The following is a 17,378-nucleotide window of genomic DNA, read 5'->3' as shown; positions in this document are numbered from 1 at the left end:
GCGTCAGCTGCCGGCGGAGCAGAGTTCCTGCCGTAGCGCCGGGTAGTCGGTGTAGCCCTCGCCGCCGTGTGTGTAGAGGTGCCGCTCGTCGGTGGTGTTGAGCGGTGCCCCGGAGGCGAAGCGCTCGGGGAGGTCCGGGTTGGCGATGAAGGATCTGCCGTACGAGACGAGGTCGGCGAGCCCGTCGGCGAGCACCGCCTCGCCGCCCTCGCGGGTGGTCGGGTCACGGTTCTCGCCGATGTTCGCGATGAGCGGGCCGTGCCAGCGGGGCCGCAGATCGGCGAGCGCCGGGTAGGTGTCGTTGTCGGTGAGGTGGAGGTAGAGCAGACCGAGGCCGTCGACGGCGTCGAGGAGCGCGCGGTAGACGGGGGCCGGGTCGGCCTCGGCCATGCCGAACTGCGGGTTGCCCGGGGACAGTCGCAGCGCCGTCCGCCCGGCGCCGATCGCGTCGGCGACCGCCGTGACCAGCTCGACGGGGAAGCGGATCCGGCCCTCGGTCGTACCGCCGTAGCCGTCCATGCGCAGATTGGTGTTGTCGGCGAGGAACTGGTGGATCAAGTAGCTGTTGGCGCCGTGCAGTTCGACCCCGTCGAAGCCCGCGGCCATGGCGTTCCCGGCCGCCTCGACGTGGTCGGCGACGGCCTGCCGGATGTCGTCGTGCGTCATCTCGCGCGGCGGGAGGGGGTCGGCCTTGCCGCCGTCGCGTACATGTACGGGGCCGGGCACCAGGACGGACGACGGGCCGCTCGGCACGTCCCCGTCGATCCGGGACAGCGGGTGTCCGTGCCGGCCGCCGTGCATCAGCTGCGCCATGATCCGGCCGCCGGCGGCGTGCACGGCCTCGGTCACGGCCCGCCAGCCCTCGATGTGCGCCTCGGTCTCCAGGCCGGGGAGCCGCCAGCCGCTCTGTCCCCGGCTGCTGGGCCAGATGCCTTCGGTGACGATGAGGCCGGCGCCGGCGCGCTGCGCGTAGTGCTCGGCGACGACCGGCAGGGGCGTGCCGTCCACGGCCGCGCGGTAGCGGGTCATGGGAGCCATCACCATACGGTTCGGGAGGCGGAGGGGGCCGAGGGAATACGGGGCGAGAAGCGTCGTTTTCGTCATGGCGGGACGGTAAGACCTCACACTGGTGTGAGGTTCAATCCCTGTCACCGCGACGGCGACGGTGCGGCCCCGGGAGGCAGCGTGAAGATCGGCGAACTGGCGAGACGTACCGCCGTCAGCGAGCGCTCGCTGCGCTACTACGAGGAGCAAGGGCTGCTCGTGTCCACGCGTACGCCCTCGGGCCATCGCACCTATCCGGAGCGGGCCGTCGACCGGGTGATACGTATCCAGGAACTGTTCGCCGCGGGGCTGTGCAGCGGGAAGATCGCCGAGCTGCTGCCGTGCATGCGGGACGAGGACGGGGGTCCTTCGGAGGCCGCGACGCCGTGGCTCGTCGCCGATCTGACGCGGCAGCGGGCCAGGATCGACGAGCAGATCGCCGAACTGATGCGCACGCGCGAGATCCTGGACGACGTCATCGTGGCGGCGTCCGGTGACCACCGGGTGGAGCCCGAGCAACCAGCCACGTCCCGGCCCTAGCCTCGCCGCTTGTCACCCGGCCTGTCACCCCGCCTCTGACCCCGCCTCTCACCCGGCTTGCCGCGCCGCTTCAGGGTGGGGCGCTTCAGGGTGGGGCGCTTCAGCGCGGGCCGTTTCACCCCGCGCAGCCACTGGGTGAACGCGGTGAGCTGAGGGTGCCGTTCGCGCTGTTCCCGGGTGGACCTGTCCAGCTCCTCCATCAGGCGGCGGGAGCGGTGGTCGGTGTCGAGTTCGTCCAGCAGTCTGTCGATCTCCGACAGCAGCGCGCCATGGAGCTGCCACTGCCGAGGGTGCCGCTGTACGCCTTCCAGCAGCAGTTGCGCCGCCCTCTCGCGCGTCGCCCCGGCGGCGCTCAGATCCCCGGCGAGGCGGGACTCCGCCGCCTCGGCGGCCTCGCTCGTCTGCGTCGTGACCAGCACGGCGAAACTGACGAGCGCGTCGGCGACCTGCGACAGCAGCTCCTCCAGGGCGGATCCCACCTCCGGCGAGAAGAGGTCTTCCTCCTGGCGCTCCTTGGCGAGGTCCGTGATCGTGCGGGTGAGTACGCGCAGTACCACCGCGCAGATCTCCAGCGTGTCGAGACCCGTACGGAGCACCACCCGGTGCAGCAGGCCCTCCTTGACGCGCGGATTGAGCCGCAGGCTGTCCTCGGCCTGGCGCAGCGCTGCGTCCACCTCGGCGATGCCGTGGTCGAGCCGCCGTGCCTCGCGCAGTCGGGCCGCGGCGCGTTCGACGGGGGTGGGGGTAGTCAGCTCCTCGCCGACGTCACGCATCAGCCGGCGCATCTGCCGGGCGAGGTCCTCGATGGACTCCCCGGCCGCGGCGACCCAGACCGGCGGCACGAACAGCACGTTGAACAGCAGCCCCACCACCGCGCCGATCAGCGTCTCCAGTACGCGGTCCCAGGCGGTGTCCGCCGCGTGGGTCACGCCGAGGACGAGCATGGCGCTGATCGCGACCTCGGGAACGAACTCGTTGACGCGGACGAGCCGGCCGGCGAGGAGCGAGGCCAGGATGATCAGCCCGAGGCTCCACCACGACAGCCCGACGAGCACGCTGAATCCGATGGCGATCAGCACGCCGGCGACGACGGCGTTCACCCGGCGGACGCTGGTGGTGAGGGTGGAGTAGAGAGTCACCTGGACCACGAGCAGCGCGGTGAGGGGCGCGGTCAGCGGCGCGGGCTCGCTGCTGAGCCACAGCGCGACGATGTAGGCGAGCGTCGCGGCCACCGTCGAGCGCAGCGTCTGGGTGACGGTCACGTCGTGCCGCAGTTCCAGCAGCTCGGTCAACGGCCCGTTTCCGGAGCCACCCTTGTCGTCCTTCTTGTACGCGGCCCGCAGTCTCATGAGCAGCACCCTGCACACAGACCTCACGCGGAGTCCGTACGACACGCGGCATCGGCGCCGCGTCGGGCGACGTGGGACCGAGGCGGGTCAGGTGGTGGCCACCAGGAAGTCCTCTCCGCTCGACGGGCGAAGGCCGTCGGTGCGGTCGGCGAAGTAGCGGTCGGCCAGTGCGGTTCCCGGCACGTGTCGGACGTCCTTGAAGCCGGCGTCGCGGGCCAGTTCCAGCATCTCCCGCGGGGTGTAGAAGCTGATGAACGGTGTTCCGGCCGCTTGCGCCCGCGGCTTGGTCGCCTCGAGCGCGGGGCGGTCGGCGTCGTCGAGGAGTTCGGCCGGCAGCATGAACGTCATGGCGAGCGTCGAGCCGGGTGCCAGGCCGGCGAGTCGGCGCAGGGTCGCCGCGGTGGCGTCCTTGGTGAGGTACATGGTCACGCCGGAGCAGGCGACAACCGCCGGCCTGCCGGGGTCGAAGCCGGCGCCGGACAGCCGCTCCCACCAGTCCGCCCCCGCCTCGAAGTCGACCGGCACCAGGCGAAGCCGGTCGGGGATCCCGTAACCGAGTTCGGTCAGACGTCGGCGCTTCCAGTCCTGGGTGCCCGGCTGGTCGATCTCGAAGATCCGCAGGCGGTCGGCCGGCTCCGGCGTGCGCTGGGCGAAGGTGTCGAGTCCGGCCCCCAGAACGACGTACTGCGTGACACCGAGGCCGGTCCGCTCGGCGACGAGGTCCTCGACGAACCGGGCGCGGGACACGATGGCCGCCCGGAACCCGCTGGTGGCGCGCGGGTCCATGTCCGGGCGGCTGCGCCAGTCGTCGCCGGGGTCCGCCAGCCGCAGGCCGATCTCGTCCTCGATGACATGGGGCGGCGCGTCGGCCCGGACATGCAACGCCCGCCAGAGGGCGACCCGCACCGCGGTGCTGTCCGGCATCCCGTTCCGGTCGTCTGCCACGACGTCTCTCCTTGCTGTCAGCTCCTGGGCCGTCAGCTCTCGGCTGGGGCTCGGAGGCTCCACGGGCGGCCGTCGGGGTCCCGGACGGTCAAGAGACGATGCCGGGCATCCTAGTTTTCCGGCCCGCCGGGCGGCGTGCACCATGCCGTGGGCGCGGAGCTGCACTTCAGTCGTACGGCGGAGCGGCTGGACAGCGCCCAGCCCGTGCTCTCCCAGCAGATTCAGCGGCTGGAGGCCGAACTCGACGTGCGGTTGCTGACACGTGACCGTCGCCGGGTGGCCTCACTGCGGCCGGGGCCGCGTTCCTGCCGGAGGCGCGCGAGACGCCGGCCCGCGCCGACCGCGCGGTGCGGACCGTCCGGAGTGTGGCGGCGGGTGAACTCGGGCGGCCGGCCCTCGGGTTCGTCGGGTCGGCGACGGCGGAGGCGCTGCCGCGCGTGCTGCCGGTGTTCCGGCGACGCCGGCCGGATCTGTGGCTCGTGCTGCGGGGGTTGAACGGGTGTGTCGCTGGTGGATCTGGCGGCGGCGGCCGTATCACCGTCACCTGACGGATCGCGTCAGCCTGGTGCCGCCGGATTCCGGCTCCGAGCCCGGACCCTGGCCTGGCTCCCGGCCTGGCTCCTGGCCTGGCTCCTGGTCGGTGTCCGACCTGTCGCCCGACTCCGCGCTCGGTTGTACGAGGGGGTCGTCGGCCGGTCGGCCCTTGCCCCGCAGTCGGTCCATCTGCCGCCATTCCGGGCGCAGTCCGGTGAGATTCGTCGTGAGGAAGTACGCGGCCCCGCCCACCAGCAGGACCGGTGCCAGCCCCAACGAGGCCACCGCGGCGCCCCCGAGCAGCCCGCCGAGCGGCATGCCGGACCAGGAGAGCGCACCGCTGAGCGCCTTGACCCGGCCCAGCAGACGGCGGGGTACGCGTTCGTAACTGACCGCCGCCAGGATGGGGTTGAGGAAACCGGCGCCGAAACCACCGATGGCGAACACGACCACCACGGCCCACAGAGGTGCGGGCGAGGCGAGGATCAGCCATCGCGGCGCGCCCGCCAGGAGGAATCCGGCGAAGAAGACCACGCGGCGCCGCATCCGGTGTGCGATGCCCGCCGCGATCAGGCTGCCGCCGATCGCCGCGAGTCCGCCCGCGCCGGCGCACAGGCCGATGGCGCTCGGCCCGTTTCCCGACTCCTTGGCCCAGACAGGGAGGAGCACGGTGCTGAACGCCGCGTCCAGGAAGTTGGTGACCATGACCATCACCATGATCGTGAGAAGCAGCGGTTCGGTTCGCAGGAAGGTGAAGCCCTGGCCGAACCGCCGCCAGTAGCCCGGCTCGGCAGGTGCACCGGAAGAGGGATCGGATGAGGGATCGGCACCGTCCGGCGGCGACGGAACATGCTCGGCCGGCCGGCCCATGCCGCGTGGCAGCATCAGCCCGATGATCACCGAACCGAGCGCGAAACAGGCCGCGTTGACGGTCAGCCCCGACAGCGGCCCGAGGAAGGCGATCAGGGCGCCGCCCGCCGCCGGACCGACGGTGGAGGCGAGCCGTTCGGTCACGCCGGCGAAGCCGGTGGCCCGTTCCAGAGGTACGCGGCCGTGCTCGGCCGCCTCCGGGACCATGACGTCCTTCGCCAGGTCGCCGGGCCCCCGCGCCGCACCGATCAACGCGACCAGCACGAGCAGCAGAGGGAACGAGAGCCGGTCCGCCGCGTGCAGGAGGGGAACCGCGAGAGCCGCCGCGGCGCTGATCAGGTCGGTGGTCCACGAGATGGTCCGGGGTCCGGCCCGGTCCACCAGCGGTCCGGTGAACGCCTTCACCACCACGTACGGCGCCATCTCGCAGAAGGCCACCACCCCGGTCTGGGTGGCACTGCCGGTGGTGACGAGAACGAACCAGGGCAGCGCGATGGCCGAGACCCGCGTACCGGTCAACGACACCGCCATCGCGGCGAGTACACCGACGAGCGGCAGCGACCCACGCCGCCCTGACATGGCGTCAGAACCCTTCGCCGGTATCGCACTTGCCCCGGCCTTTCTCACCACGACTCCATTCCCCGCCGGCGTCCACGAGCCGGGCCGCCGCCCTCGGCGGGGGCGCCGGGGGTGTCGTCGGGAGTGTCCGAGCCCGGCAGATCCAGCTCCGGCAGGATCTGGGTGATCACGGAGACACGCTCGGCGCCCTCCGGCGCCTCGGCCGCCGTCTCCGGGCTGTCCGACCGGTAGCGGAAGAGAAGTGCGTGCAGCTCCTCCTGCAGCCGCACCGCCTCCTCGGGCGTCAGCCGCAGCGGCCAGTCGCTGATGTCGAAGGTGCCCCGCCACCGGTCGGGCATGGTCTGAAGCTCGCCGAGAGCCCGTTGGGTGCGCAGCGTGTACGCGGCGGCGACCGACTGGAGATACGCCAGCGCCGCCTCGGGCTGCTCCTCCGCCAGCTCACGATCGCTGAACCGAGTAGACTGGTGGACCGCGCGCCACCAGCGTTCCCGGGCGTTGCCGCGCTCCGTGTCCTCCTCGACGAACCCCGCGTCGCCCAGCTGGCGCAAGTGGTAGCTGGCCGTACCGGAGTTGACCCCCAGCCGCTCGGCCAGCCGGGTGGCGGTCGAAGGGCCGTACTTCCGCAGGAGCCCGACCAGTTGGACACGTACGGGATGCGCCAGGGCGCGCAGTCCCTTCGCGTCCAGGACGACCGTGCTCGACTCGTGCTTCGGACCGCGAGGGGCCGCTTTCGAATCCGTCATGCCGAGCAGACTAGACCGCAAACAGTCCTTCGCAAAGACTTATTCGCGAAGAAGTCTTTGCGATCGAGTCCAGGGCCCCGGAGGTCCCGGTTCAGTCGCGCGGCCCCTCCGTCACGGCCAGCCACTTGGTCAGCAGGGATTCGAGCTGCGCGGCCTCCGCCTCGGTCAGCGCGTCCAGGAGACGGCGCTCGTTGGCCATGTGCTCCGAGAAGGCGCGATCGATGAGGGCGCGACCCTCCGAGGTCAGCGCGACGACCCTGCCGCGCCCGTCGCTCTCACTCGCGCGCCGGGAGACGAGTCCGGCCCGTTCGAGGCGGTCGACGCGTTTCGTCATCGCGCCCGTGGTGACCATGGTGTGCTCGGCCAGTTCGCCGGGCGCGCGCTCGAACGGCGCGCCCGCCCGCCGCAGCGCGGCCAGGACGTCGAAGTCGCCCTCCCCCAGTCCGTACTTCCGGTAGACGACGCACAACTCCTCGGTGAGGTACGCGCCGAGGCGGTGCAGCCGCCCGATCACGCCCTGCGGGCGCACATCGACATCGGGGCGTTCGCGGGCCCATTCCCGCTGGATACGGGCCACGCGGTCAAGAGATTCAGCCATGCCGGGAATAATACCTTCCAGGGAAGATATTATTGCTTCCATGGAAGCCACCGCCCGCTGGTCACTGGTCACCGCCGTCGCGCCGATCGCGTGGGGCACGACGTACTTCGTCACGCAGCGCTATCTGCCGGAGGGCCATCCGCTGTACGGGGCGGTCTTCCGCGCCCTGCCCGCGGGGATCGTCCTGCTGGCGCTGAGCCGGCGAAGGCCGCACGGCGCGCTGTGGTGGAAGGCGCTGGTGCTCGGCACCCTGAACATGGGGGCGTTCTTCGCCCTCGTCTACGTGGCGGCGCAGCTCCTGCCGACCAGCATCGCCTCGACGGTCATGGCGACCGCACCGGTGGTGATGATGCTGCTCGCCTGGCCGCTGCTGTCCGAGCGCCCGCACATACTGCCGGCCGTCGGAGCGGGCGTCGGGATCGCCGGCGTCAGCGTCATGCTCCTCACGAACGCGACCGGGATCGATCCGCTCGGCGTGCTCGCCTCCGTGGCGGCCATGACGATGTCCTCGATCGGCTACATCCTCACCAAGAAGTGGTGCCCCGACGTCGACGTGTTCGCGCTGACCTCCTGGCAGCTCATCGCCGGAGGTGTGGTTCTCGTGCCGGTCGCGGTCGCCGTCGAAGGGGCACCGCCGGCCCTGGACGGGGGCGCGGTGCTCGGTTTCGTCTACGTATCGGGGGTGGCGACCGCCCTCGCCTTCACCGCGTGGTTCGCCGGCCTGCGGCACCTGAGCGCGGGGACAGTGGGGCTCATAGGTCTCCTCAACCCGGTGACCGGCGTCCTGCTCGGCACACTCGTCGCCGGAGACACCCTCACCGCGCGCCAGGGCGCCGGGCTGGTGCTGGTGTTCCTCGGCATCGTGCTGGGGCAGCCGGGCGTGACCCGCGCCGCGCGTACCTGGCGCGCCCGGCGGTCGGCGGCGCGGTCCGGCGTACCCGAGTCGTGCCCGCGCCCACAGCCGCGCCAACAGGCTTGATACGGAGGGCGGTTGGTCCGGAGCGCGGCTGGTGCGAGGCCGAGGTGCGATCGACCCGGGACCGCGGTTCACCACCGTACGTCGTGGTCGCCGCCGTGAGCCGTACCCGCCGCCGTACGACGTGCCCGCCCCTCAGTGGACGTGGAACCCGCCGTCCACGAAGACCGACTGCCCCGTGACGTACGCGGAGGCCCGGCTCGCCAGGAACACAGCCGCGCCCGCGAAGTCCTCCGCCACCCCGTTGCGCCCCGTCATCGTGCGCGCGGCGAGCGCCGCCACCCGCTCGGGGTCGGACGACAGCCGTTCGTTGAGCGGCGTCATCACGAACCCCGGCACGAGCGTGTTGCAGGTGACCCCGTACGGCGACCACGCCTCGGCCTGCGAGCGGGCCAGCGACTCCAGCGCGCCCTTGGAGACACCGTAGACACCGCTCTGCACGAACGCCCGGTGCGCCTGCTGGGACGTGACATGGATGATCCGTCCGAAACCACGCTCGGCCATGCCGGGTCCGAACCGCTGCCCCAGCAGATAGGGCGCCTCCAGATTCACCGCCATCGTCGTGTCCCACACGTCGTCGCCGGTCTCCCCCATCGGGGGCCGCAGATTGATCCCGGCGCAGTTGACGAGGGTGTCCGGTTCGCCGAACATCTCCGCCGCCTCGTCGGCCACCGTACGTACGCCCTCGCGCGTGCCGAGGTCGCCGCTCACCCATGCCGCCCGGCAGCCGCGATCCGTCAACTCGTCCACCGTGGCTGCCAGTTCGGCCTCCCTGCGGGCCACGATCACGACGCTCGCGCCGGCGCGGGCGAGGGCCTCGGTGACGGCCTTGCCGATACCGGAACTGCCGCCGGTGACCAGGGCCACGCGGCCTTCCAGGGAGAAGAGTTCGGAGAGGTACGCCTGCGATTCCATGCCCGCAGATTAGACGTCGGACCGGCCTTCCGGCCTGGTGGGGGACGTGGCCGGCGCGCTGACCGACCGGATCGGCCGCCGGAAGCTGTATCTGGCCGGCTGTCTGCTGGCGGTCGCCTTCGGCTTCCCGATGTTCCTGATGGCCAACACCGGTAATCCGGTGCTCGTCGTGCTGATCTATCTGATCGCGATCGGCGTGATCCACGCGGCGTTGACGGGTACGCAGGCGGCTTGGTTCGCGGAGCTGTTCAAGACCAACACACGTACGTCCGGTGCCTCGCTGGGCTACCAGATCGCGGCGTCCGTCGCGGGGTTCGCGCCGTTCCTGGCCGTGCTGCTGGCGGAGTCGTTCGACTGGGCGGGTCCTGCCGGGTTCTACGTGGTCATCGGTCTGGTCGGACTGATCGGCGTGGCGACGACACGGGAGACCTGGGGGCCGCGCGAGACCACGAAGTCTGCGGCCGGATCGGAGGGGGCGGCGGGCCGGTCCTGATCGCCGGATCGCCCAAGCGCACCCGTACGCGCCTGCCCGTACGCGAGGGCGGGCGCGTACGGGCGTGCTCGCCCGGTCGGTCGGGCAGATCCGCGCGGACGGAATCGATGCGCCGGCCGGGGCATCCGCGACGGCCTCGGCGTCGAATACTTCCTGTGGTGGGTGGGGCCCCACCCACCACAGGTGACAGAAGAGAGGTCAGGCACCACGTGCCCGTCAGCGATCCCCGTGCCCCGCGCCCGCCCGCCCTCGTGCTCGACAGATCGGTCCGGCGGCCCCGTACCGCCGTGCTCCTGCTGCACGGCGGACGTTCGGAGGGCATGGCGGCGCCGCCCCGGTGGAATCTGGCCGCCGCGCGGATGCGCCCGTTCACCGGGGCGGTGCTGCGCGCCACCGAGGGGCACGACGTCCTCGTCGGCCGGGTCCGTTACCGGCACCGGGGGTGGAACGGCGAGCGCGCCGACGCCGCTGTGGACGCGCGCCGGGCGCTCGATGAGCTGGAAGCGCTCGCCGGTTCGGTACGAGTGGTGCTGGTCGGTCATTCGATGGGCGGGCGCGCCGCGCTCGCCGTGGCCGGGCACGACCTGGTGCGCGGCGTCGTGGGGCTCGCCCCGTGGTGTCCCACCGGGGAGCCGGTGGGGCAGCTGGTGGACCGGCAGGTCGTCCTCGTGCACGGTGACCGGGACCGTACGACCGACCCGCTGGGCAGCCGTGACGTCGCACGCCGAGCGCGTGCGGCGGGCGCGGACGCGTGCGCCGTCCTGATGTCCGGCGGGGACCACGCGATGCTGCGGCGGGCCGGCGAGTGGCATTCGCTCACCACCGGGCTGGTCTCGGGCCTGCTCGGGCTCGCGCCGCTGCCCGGTCCGGTGCGGCGGGCGTTCGAGGAGGGGCGGGACCCGGCCACGAGCGACTGACAGGAGCCGCGAGCGAGGGGACCGGCGTCAGTCGGACGTGACCAGCGCGGCGGGGAGGTTCGCGAGGATCGCCGAGACCGTCTCCTGCGGTGTCTGCTCCGTCGTGTCGAGCCAGAGGCCGATGCGCTCGGTCTCCGCCTGCAGGCTGTGGTCGAGCGCCTCGACCGTCCAGACGCCGTATCCGGTCTTCGGACGCGTCTGCTCCCTTCGGCGCACGGCCTCGGTCGACGGCGTCAGCACGACGACGTACAGCGGGCGCGTACGGACCCTGGCAACGAAGCGGCTCAAGTCCGGGCCGATGACGATGTCCTGGACGATCGCCGTCCATCCGTCGCTCGCGTACTCGTCGGCCACCGTCGCCGAGATCCGCCGGCGCAGGTCCAGTTGGGCCATGGCCTCCGCGGTCGGCTCGGGCAGCATCTCTTCGCGGCCGGAGACGAGCATGCGGCGGAAGGTGTCGCCCCGGACGTGGGCCGCCCGCGGCAGCCGTTCGGCCAGGAGGCCCGCGACGGTGGACTTCCCGGCTGCCATGACGCCGGTGATGAGGACGACGGCGGAACGCAGTTCGGTACTCACGGGGGCCTCTTGGCTGTCGGAAAGGCTGTCCAGGGGCGCGGGCGGGGATCAGCCGTGGCCGGTGTCGATGACGCAGAAGCGGTTGCCCTCCGGGTCGGCGAGGACGATGAAGTCGGCGTCGTCCGGATAGAGGTCCCAGTCGACGCGTTCGGCGCCGAGGGACACCAGGCGCGCCACTTCGGCGGTCTGCTCGGCGGCGTCGCGCGCGTAGAGGTCGAGATGGACGCGGGGGTGTTCCTGCACCGGTGTCGTACTGAGCCCCAGGGACAGGCCGGGCCCGGGACCCTCGGCGGGGACGAGGACGACCCAGTCGTCCGCCACCTCGCCGTCGCGCGGAACGTAGTTCAGTGCTCGGCTCCAGAACTCGGCCGCGCGCCGCACGTCGGCGGCCCCCATCACGATCGTCCCGATGCTGATCATCGGGTGATGGTGTCAGAGGCCGTGGGGAGTGATCAATTCAATTTGGCCGTCGCGCACGGCAATACACCGGGAATGCGCAGGCGGCACGGAGAAACCCCGGCGGCGTGATCATTCGATCTCGCTGCCGGGGTTTGTGGTCTCCGTCTTCGCGCCGACGCTTCCCGGTGGCGCTCATCCGCGTTTCGAGGCGTCGCCGTAACGGCGCTCGAATCGCTCCACACGGCCCGCGGTGTCAAGAACCTGCGAGTTACCGGTGTAGAAGGGGTGGCTCGCCGATGATGTCTCGACGTCGACGACGGGGTACTTCTTCCCGTCCTCCCACTCGATGGTCTTGTCCGATTCCGCGGTCGAGCGCGTCAGAAACGCGACGTCGGCAGCGCGGTCCCGGAATACCACCGGACGGGACTCGGGGTGGATACGAGGCTTCATACGTGATCCTTCCTGTGGCCGACCGCCTGAGGTCTGTTGGCCCCCGGTATCTCTCTCAACGGCGGGGGGAGGGCGGATATTCCACTGAATTCCGGCGGCCCACCCGTGGCCGACGAACTGGTAGTTGGCCCGTACCCGCCCCCGGCTGAGCAGTGCTTCCGGTGATATTCTCGTTATATGGCTGACCGAATACATCGGGTCATTATCGAAGGCTCCCGGATCAGTACTCCCCGGTTGACCCTTCGACCTTGGGCGCCGGGCGATGCCGCCGCGGCGCTGCCGGTCTACGGCGTGGACGAGGTGTCCCGATGGCTCGCCCCGGCGCTGGAGCCGGTGTCGGACCTGGCCGCCATGGAGCGCCTCATCGAACGGTGGGTGACCGAGTCGGCCACCCTCGAACCTCCCCAGGGCCGGTGGGCGATCTCGCTGCGCGAGACGGACCAGTTGGTCGGAGGGGTGGCACTGCTGCCGCTCCCTCCGTTCGGCAGCGACCTGGAGATCGGCTGGCAGCTGGCTCCGGACGTATGGGGTCAGGGCCTGGCCGCGGAGGCCGGGCATGCCGTGGCGCATCGGGCTTTCGAGTCGGACGCCGGGGTGGAGGAGCTGTTCGCGGTGGTACGGCCCCGGAACAGCCGAGGCGCGGCGACGGCACGGCGGGTCGGCATGGAGTGGGTCGGCGAGACGGAGAAGTACTACAACCTGTCGTTGCAGGTCTACCGTCTGCGCAAAGGAGACCTTGACGCGAGCGGTCCGACGGCGGCCGGCCGGTAGGCCCTGTCCGGCGGGCGGGCTCGGCGGGCGGGCTCGGCGGGCGGGCGTAGTGATCTGTCGGCAACACTCGGCCGGGAGCGCACTCGACGCGCTCGGCCGTGTGATGGTGGGTCAGGCAGCTCCACCACCGACCGGGGACGGGAAGCGTTCATGCCTGACGAGGCCCAGTACTTTCCGCAGATGATTGTCCCGGCCGGTCACGTCGAGCCGGTGGCCCGCCGTATCCGTGCGTTCCTGGCCGGCCGCGTGCTGTTCGACACCGTGCGGGCCCGGTACGTGTGGGAGTGGCCCGGCTACCCGCAGTACTGCGTTCCGGTGGAGGACTTCACCGAAGGCGTTCTCGTCGACGAGGACCACACGCAGAAGCTGAGCCTGGGGGTGGCTCGCCGCCATGGCCTGAGCAGCGGCGGGGTCGCGCGGCCCGGCTCGGCGCGGCTGTGGACCGAGGAGGCGCCGCCGGGTCTCGCGGGCACCGTTCGTATCGACTGGGCTGCTCCCGACGCGTGGTTCGAGGAGGACGAGCAGGTGTTCGTCCATCCCCGCAGCCCGTACACGCGGGTGGACGCGCTCCGGTCGGGCCGCACCGTCCGCGTCGAACTGGACGGGGAGGTTCTCGCCGAGGCGCCCTCGACCGTCATGGTGTTCGAAACCGGCCTGCCGACCCGCTACTACCTGGACCGCGTACACACCGATCTCACCCGGCTGGTGCCCAGCGACACCGCCACCGGCTGCCCCTACAAGGGGACCACCAGCGCCTACTGGTCCGTCACCACGAACGCCGGCAGCTACCCGGACATCGCCTGGTCGTACGACTTCCCGACCCGCCAGCTCACGCCCATCGCCGGCCTCGTCGCCTTCTACAACGAACAGACGGACATCTTCCTCGACGGCCGCGCGCTCCCCCGTCCGGCACCCGTCAGCAGGACCGCTCGGCCCAGGTCCGGCTGACGCCTCACAGCGAAGCCCGTCTGCGGGCCCGATAGGCCGCGGCCTTGACGCGGTTTCCGCACTCGTCCATCCCGCACCAGGTGCGCCGTGCGCCCCGCGAGCGGTCGAGATAGATACGAGTGCAGCTCGGGCGACCGCACTCCTTGAGGCAGGCGTGAGGGTCCGCGAGCACGGCGATACCGCTTCTGGCCAGGTGGGAGAGGACGGCGGGGAGGTCTCCCGTCATCCGCAGTCCCCCGTCGCCGAGCCTGATCGCGGGCACCGGTCCGGCCGCCGTGTCGTTGACGATGTCGAGGCCGCCCGGATCGAAGGGCCGGTCGAGCACGCGGTCGAGAGCGAGTCGGTAGATCGCTTCGCGCAGTGAGAGCGCGGACTCGAAGGTCGCGAGGTCGGCGCTGACGCGGTCGGGCAGCTCGTCACACTCGGCCACCCATCGTTCAAGATCCCCGGGCGCGGCCAGAGCGTCGTCGGGCGCGTCCCGGCGAGACCTCACGGTGCCGGCCAGATCGAGGGCGGGGTTGCCGCTGACAAAGGCGAAATCCACGTCACCATCTTGACCGGTGACGAGGCCGGTGGCAAGGTCGTCACCTGCTGAACCGGTGACTCCGGTGACACCGGCATGGAACGGGAGAGCGCATGGCCGACATCCGCGAAATCGAGGTCGTCGTCTTCGACATCCTCGGCACACTGGTCGACGAATCCAGCGGACTGCGAGCGGAGATTCGCGACGCGCTGCCCACGTCCGACGACGGTTCCGACAACGGCGCCGACGACGGCTCCGTCGATGAGCTGCTCGCCATGTGGCAGCGGCATGTCGAGACCGAGCAGCGACGCATCGGCCAGGGGCACCGCGCGTACGCCGACAGCGAGGTCATCGACGCGGAAGCCGCCCAACTCGTCGCCGACCGTGCCGGACTGACGGATCCGGCGACGATCGCCCGACTGTCGACAGCGACTCGGCGCTTGCCGCCGTGGGGCGACTCCGTCGCCGGTCTCGAACGGCTCACGCGGCAGTTCCCCGTGCTCGGGCTCTCCAACGCGGCGCGCACCGCACTGCTGCGGCTCAACGCGCATGCCGGGCTGCGCTGGCACCAAGTCCTGTCCGGCGAAGCAGTCCTGGCCTACAAGCCGGCGCCGGAGGTCTACCAGCTCGCCGTCGACACCGCCGGACACCCGCCGGAGCGCGTGCTCATGGTGGCCGCCCACGCCTGGGATCTCCGCGGCGCGCAGGCGAGGGGCATGCGGACCGCCTATGTCCATCGGCCCGTCGGCGATCCGCCGACGGACTCCGATGCCTTCGACTGGCGGTTCGACGGGCTGGACGACCTAGTCACCGCCCTGACGGCGAGGTAGCCAACCAGCCGTATTCGCCATGCACTTGACAAGGTCTAGACCTTCGCTTTCAATCCAATCGACACACCTCCCGCACATCTCCTCCTTAGCCCTGTCGGCTCGCCGGCAGGGCTCCGTGCGCCGTTGGCGCGAAGGGACAACATTCAGAGATGTTGAGCAAATCCGGCAGAGGCCTTTCCCTCGTACGGTCCGCGATCCTCCTCGCGGTCGCAGCCCTCATCGCCACTCTCTTCACCGCCCCCGCCGCCCAGGCCGCCGACGGCCAGATCACCGGGCTCGCGGGCAAATGCGTTGACGTCGCCGGGGCGAGCAACGCCAACGGCACCCCCGTACAGATCTACGACTGCAACGGCAGCAATGCCCAGCGCTGGTCGAACTCGGGTGACGGCACGCTGCGCGCGCTCGGCAAGTGTCTGGACGTCTCGGGCAACAGCACCGCCGACGGAGCACTCGTCCACCTGTGGGACTGCACCGGCGGCGCGAACCAGCGCTGGACGGTCTCCGGCGCGAACGACATCGTCAACCCGCAGGCGAACAAGTGCCTGGACGTCCAGGAGCGCAACTCGGCGAACGGCACCCGGCTCCAGATCTGGACCTGCTCGGGGCAGTCGAACCAGAAGTGGAACGCGCCGAGCAGCGGTGGCGGAAACCCCTCGCCGGGTGGATTCGTCGTCAGTGAGTCGCAGTTCAACCAGATGTTCCCGAGCCGCAACGGCTTCTACAGCTACAGCGGTCTCACCGCCGCGCTGAGCGCCTACCCGGCCTTCGCGAACACCGGCAGTGACACCGTCAAGCGCCAGGAGGCCGCGGCCTTCCTCGCCAACGTCAGCCACGAGACCGGCGGCCTCGTCCATGTCGTCGAGCAGAACACCGCCAACTACCCGCATTACTGCGACACTTCGCAGTCGTACGGCTGCCCGGCCGGCCAGGCCGCGTACTACGGCCGCGGCCCGATCCAGCTCAGCTGGAACTTCAACTACAAGGCCGCCGGTGACGCGCTGGGGATCAACCTGCTCGCCGACCCGTGGCGTGTCCAGAACGACTCGGCCGTCGCGTGGAAGACCGGCCTCTGGTACTGGAACACCCAGAACGGTCCCGGCACCATGACCCCGCACAACGCGATGGTCAACCAGGCCGGCTTCGGCCAGACCATCCGCTCCATCAACGGCTCGCTGGAGTGCGACGGACGCAACCCCGCGACGGTCCAGAGCCGGATCAACAACTACCAGCGCTTCACCCAGATCCTGGGTGTCGCGCCGGGCGGCAACCTGTACTGCTGACCCGCGTCGGCCGGACCTCCGCACCGTGTGGCCCCGGGGAGCCTTCCCCGGGGCCACCCGCCGTTTCCACGCCGCCGTAGGGTGATCGCGTGAGAGACGAAGCGGAGACGAAGAACGGCGACCGGCTGCTCTACGGATGTATGGGGCTCGGCGGCGGCTGGGACACCACTCCTTACGGCCCGGCGGACATCGACGCGGCCGAGGCGGCGGTCCGGGCGGCGCTGGACAGTGGCATCACCACGTTCGACCACGCCGACATCTACCGGCACGGCAAATCCGAGGCCGTCTTCGGCGAGGTTCTCAGCCGCACCCCCGGGCTGCGGGAGCGCATCGTCGTGCAGACCAAGTGCGGCATCCGTCTCGCCGACGGCGACCGGCCCGGTATCTACGACCTGCGCCCGGCGAGCATCGTCCGGCGCGTGGAGGAGAGCCTGACCAGGCTGCGTACGGACGTCATCGACGTCCTGCTCCTGCACCGGCCCGACCCGCTGGCCGACCCGGACGACATCGCGAGCGCGCTCACCTCGCTCCACGAGCAGGGTCTTGTCCGGCGGTTCGGCGTGTCGAACATGAGCAGTTGGCAGATGACTCAACTCCGGTTGTCGCTCGGACCCCCTCTGGTCGCCAACCAGTTGGAGATGAGCCTTCACCGGCGGGACTGGGTAGAGGCCGGGGTGCTGGTGAACACCCCGGCGGCGGCCGACGTCGGCTATCCGCACGGGACGACCGAATACTGCCGGGCGACCGGAATCGCGCTCCAGGCGTGGGGAGCCCTCGCGCAGGGCCGGTACACCGGCCGTGAGGAGACCCCGGACGAGGTGGCCACGGCACGGCTCGTCGCGTCGCTGGCCGAGGCGAAGAACACCACGCCCGAGACCATTCTGCTGTGGTGGCTGCAGCGCCATCCGGCCCGGATCGCGCCGGTCGTCGGCAGCGCGCGGCCGGAGCGGATCCGGGCCTGCGCCGACGCGGCCGTACGGGAGCCGGAACTCACCCACGAGGAGTGGTACGACCTGTGGCTGACGGCGCGCGGCGCGCCGCTGCCCTGACCGGGACCACCCCGGACACGAAAACGTGGTCCCCGGCGAGCCGATCGGC

21 protein-coding genes are annotated in these 17,378 nt (G+C 71.0%); 10 read left to right on the top strand and 11 right to left on the bottom strand.

Annotated features, from left to right (window positions below):
- Positions 1 to 3: 3 nt before the first annotated feature.
- Positions 4 to 1,104, bottom strand: coding sequence for an alkene reductase (locus ACFT9I_RS22935; protein ID WP_382566941.1), 1,101 nt, complete (start codon positions 1,102 to 1,104; stop codon positions 4 to 6).
- 81 nt (positions 1,105 to 1,185) lie between these two features.
- Here ACFT9I_RS22935 and ACFT9I_RS22930 point away from each other — a divergent pair, with 81 nt between their 5' ends.
- Positions 1,186 to 1,584, top strand: a complete 399-nt coding sequence (locus tag ACFT9I_RS22930; protein WP_382566939.1) for a MerR family transcriptional regulator — start codon at positions 1,186 to 1,188, stop codon at positions 1,582 to 1,584.
- On the opposite strand, the gene ACFT9I_RS22925 is transcribed toward ACFT9I_RS22930, so the two are convergent.
- The gene (locus tag ACFT9I_RS22925) at positions 1,581 to 2,933 is read right to left on the bottom strand and encodes an aromatic acid exporter family protein (RefSeq protein ID WP_382566937.1); all 1,353 of its coding nucleotides are present in this window, start codon (positions 2,931 to 2,933) and stop codon (positions 1,581 to 1,583) included. The two genes, ACFT9I_RS22930 and ACFT9I_RS22925, sit on opposite strands and share 4 nt — an antisense overlap.
- Before the next feature lie 87 nt (positions 2,934 to 3,020).
- Positions 3,021 to 3,857: a class I SAM-dependent methyltransferase gene (locus tag ACFT9I_RS22920; protein WP_382567048.1), complete on the bottom strand. Its 837-nt coding sequence runs from the start codon at positions 3,855 to 3,857 to the stop codon at positions 3,021 to 3,023.
- A gap of 156 nt (positions 3,858 to 4,013) precedes the next feature.
- Here ACFT9I_RS22920 and ACFT9I_RS22915 point away from each other — a divergent pair, with 156 nt between their 5' ends.
- On the top strand, positions 4,014 to 4,373 hold the full coding sequence (locus ACFT9I_RS22915) for a LysR family transcriptional regulator (RefSeq protein ID WP_382566935.1): 360 nt from the start codon (positions 4,014 to 4,016) through the stop codon (positions 4,371 to 4,373).
- A gap of 45 nt (positions 4,374 to 4,418) precedes the next feature.
- Here ACFT9I_RS22915 and ACFT9I_RS22910 read toward each other — a convergent pair whose 3' ends face one another.
- The 3 genes from ACFT9I_RS22910 to ACFT9I_RS22900 all read right to left on the bottom strand — a co-directional run bounded on the left by ACFT9I_RS22910 (position 4,419) and on the right by ACFT9I_RS22900 (position 7,202).
- Complete coding sequence (locus ACFT9I_RS22910) at positions 4,419 to 5,861, bottom strand: MFS transporter (RefSeq protein ID WP_382566934.1); 1,443 nt, start codon at positions 5,859 to 5,861, stop codon at positions 4,419 to 4,421.
- A 44-nt stretch (positions 5,862 to 5,905) separates the two neighbouring features.
- Entirely contained in the window at positions 5,906 to 6,604 is a 699-nt protein-coding gene (locus ACFT9I_RS22905; RefSeq protein ID WP_382566932.1) for an ArsR/SmtB family transcription factor, read from the bottom strand.
- 91 nt (positions 6,605 to 6,695) lie between these two features.
- On the bottom strand, positions 6,696 to 7,202 hold the full coding sequence (locus ACFT9I_RS22900) for a MarR family winged helix-turn-helix transcriptional regulator (RefSeq protein WP_382566930.1): 507 nt from the start codon (positions 7,200 to 7,202) through the stop codon (positions 6,696 to 6,698).
- Positions 7,203 to 7,242: 40 nt separating this feature from the next.
- Between ACFT9I_RS22900 and ACFT9I_RS22895 the strand changes: the two genes are divergently transcribed.
- Positions 7,243 to 8,181, top strand: coding sequence for a DMT family transporter (locus tag ACFT9I_RS22895; RefSeq protein ID WP_382566928.1), 939 nt, complete (start codon positions 7,243 to 7,245; stop codon positions 8,179 to 8,181).
- Between the two features lie 132 nt (positions 8,182 to 8,313).
- Here ACFT9I_RS22895 and ACFT9I_RS22890 read toward each other — a convergent pair whose 3' ends face one another.
- Positions 8,314 to 9,093: an SDR family NAD(P)-dependent oxidoreductase gene (locus ACFT9I_RS22890; protein WP_382566926.1), complete on the bottom strand. Its 780-nt coding sequence runs from the start codon at positions 9,091 to 9,093 to the stop codon at positions 8,314 to 8,316.
- A 46-nt stretch (positions 9,094 to 9,139) separates the two neighbouring features.
- On the opposite strand from ACFT9I_RS22890, the gene ACFT9I_RS22885 reads away from it, so the two are divergent.
- Complete coding sequence (locus ACFT9I_RS22885; protein WP_382566924.1) at positions 9,140 to 9,586, top strand: MFS transporter; 447 nt, start codon at positions 9,140 to 9,142, stop codon at positions 9,584 to 9,586.
- A gap of 209 nt (positions 9,587 to 9,795) precedes the next feature.
- Positions 9,796 to 10,503 (top strand): alpha/beta fold hydrolase, encoded by a 708-nt coding sequence (locus tag ACFT9I_RS22880; protein ID WP_382566922.1) that lies wholly within the window; start codon positions 9,796 to 9,798, stop codon positions 10,501 to 10,503.
- A gap of 27 nt (positions 10,504 to 10,530) precedes the next feature.
- Here the strand turns inward: ACFT9I_RS22880 and ACFT9I_RS22875 are convergent, their stop codons facing one another.
- From ACFT9I_RS22875 to ACFT9I_RS22865, 3 genes are all read right to left on the bottom strand, one after another.
- Positions 10,531 to 11,079: an AAA family ATPase gene (locus ACFT9I_RS22875; protein ID WP_382566920.1), complete on the bottom strand. Its 549-nt coding sequence runs from the start codon at positions 11,077 to 11,079 to the stop codon at positions 10,531 to 10,533.
- 48 nt (positions 11,080 to 11,127) lie between these two features.
- Complete coding sequence (locus tag ACFT9I_RS22870) at positions 11,128 to 11,499, bottom strand: VOC family protein (RefSeq protein WP_382566918.1); 372 nt, start codon at positions 11,497 to 11,499, stop codon at positions 11,128 to 11,130.
- Positions 11,500 to 11,670: 171 nt separating this feature from the next.
- Positions 11,671 to 11,928, bottom strand: a complete 258-nt coding sequence (locus ACFT9I_RS22865) for a type B 50S ribosomal protein L31 (RefSeq protein WP_382566916.1) — start codon at positions 11,926 to 11,928, stop codon at positions 11,671 to 11,673.
- A gap of 234 nt (positions 11,929 to 12,162) precedes the next feature.
- Between ACFT9I_RS22865 and ACFT9I_RS22860 the strand changes: the two genes are divergently transcribed.
- Complete coding sequence (locus ACFT9I_RS22860; protein ID WP_382566914.1) at positions 12,163 to 12,699, top strand: GNAT family N-acetyltransferase; 537 nt, start codon at positions 12,163 to 12,165, stop codon at positions 12,697 to 12,699.
- A 150-nt stretch (positions 12,700 to 12,849) separates the two neighbouring features.
- Positions 12,850 to 13,647: a DUF427 domain-containing protein gene (locus tag ACFT9I_RS22855; protein WP_382566912.1), complete on the top strand. Its 798-nt coding sequence runs from the start codon at positions 12,850 to 12,852 to the stop codon at positions 13,645 to 13,647.
- Between the two features lie 4 nt (positions 13,648 to 13,651).
- Here ACFT9I_RS22855 and ACFT9I_RS22850 read toward each other — a convergent pair whose 3' ends face one another.
- A complete protein-coding gene (locus ACFT9I_RS22850; RefSeq protein ID WP_382566910.1) occupies positions 13,652 to 14,191 on the bottom strand; it encodes a CGNR zinc finger domain-containing protein in 540 nt (179 codons plus the stop codon).
- Between the two features lie 92 nt (positions 14,192 to 14,283).
- Between ACFT9I_RS22850 and ACFT9I_RS22845 the strand changes: the two genes are divergently transcribed.
- From ACFT9I_RS22845 to ACFT9I_RS22835, 3 genes are all read left to right on the top strand, one after another.
- Positions 14,284 to 15,000, top strand: coding sequence for a haloacid dehalogenase type II (locus tag ACFT9I_RS22845; RefSeq protein WP_382566908.1), 717 nt, complete (start codon positions 14,284 to 14,286; stop codon positions 14,998 to 15,000).
- A gap of 149 nt (positions 15,001 to 15,149) precedes the next feature.
- Entirely contained in the window at positions 15,150 to 16,280 is a 1,131-nt protein-coding gene (locus ACFT9I_RS22840; protein WP_382566906.1) for a lectin, read from the top strand.
- 89 nt (positions 16,281 to 16,369) lie between these two features.
- Positions 16,370 to 17,329: an aldo/keto reductase family oxidoreductase gene (locus ACFT9I_RS22835; RefSeq protein ID WP_382566904.1), complete on the top strand. Its 960-nt coding sequence runs from the start codon at positions 16,370 to 16,372 to the stop codon at positions 17,327 to 17,329.
- Positions 17,330 to 17,378: the final 49 nt, after the last annotated feature.

This window comes from Streptomyces sp. NPDC057137 (assembly GCF_042670825.1).
Taxonomy (GTDB): domain Bacteria; phylum Actinomycetota; class Actinomycetes; order Streptomycetales; family Streptomycetaceae; genus Streptomyces.
The sequence above is the reverse complement of the archived record's forward strand: the minus strand, read 5'-3'. Positions and strand labels throughout refer to the sequence as shown.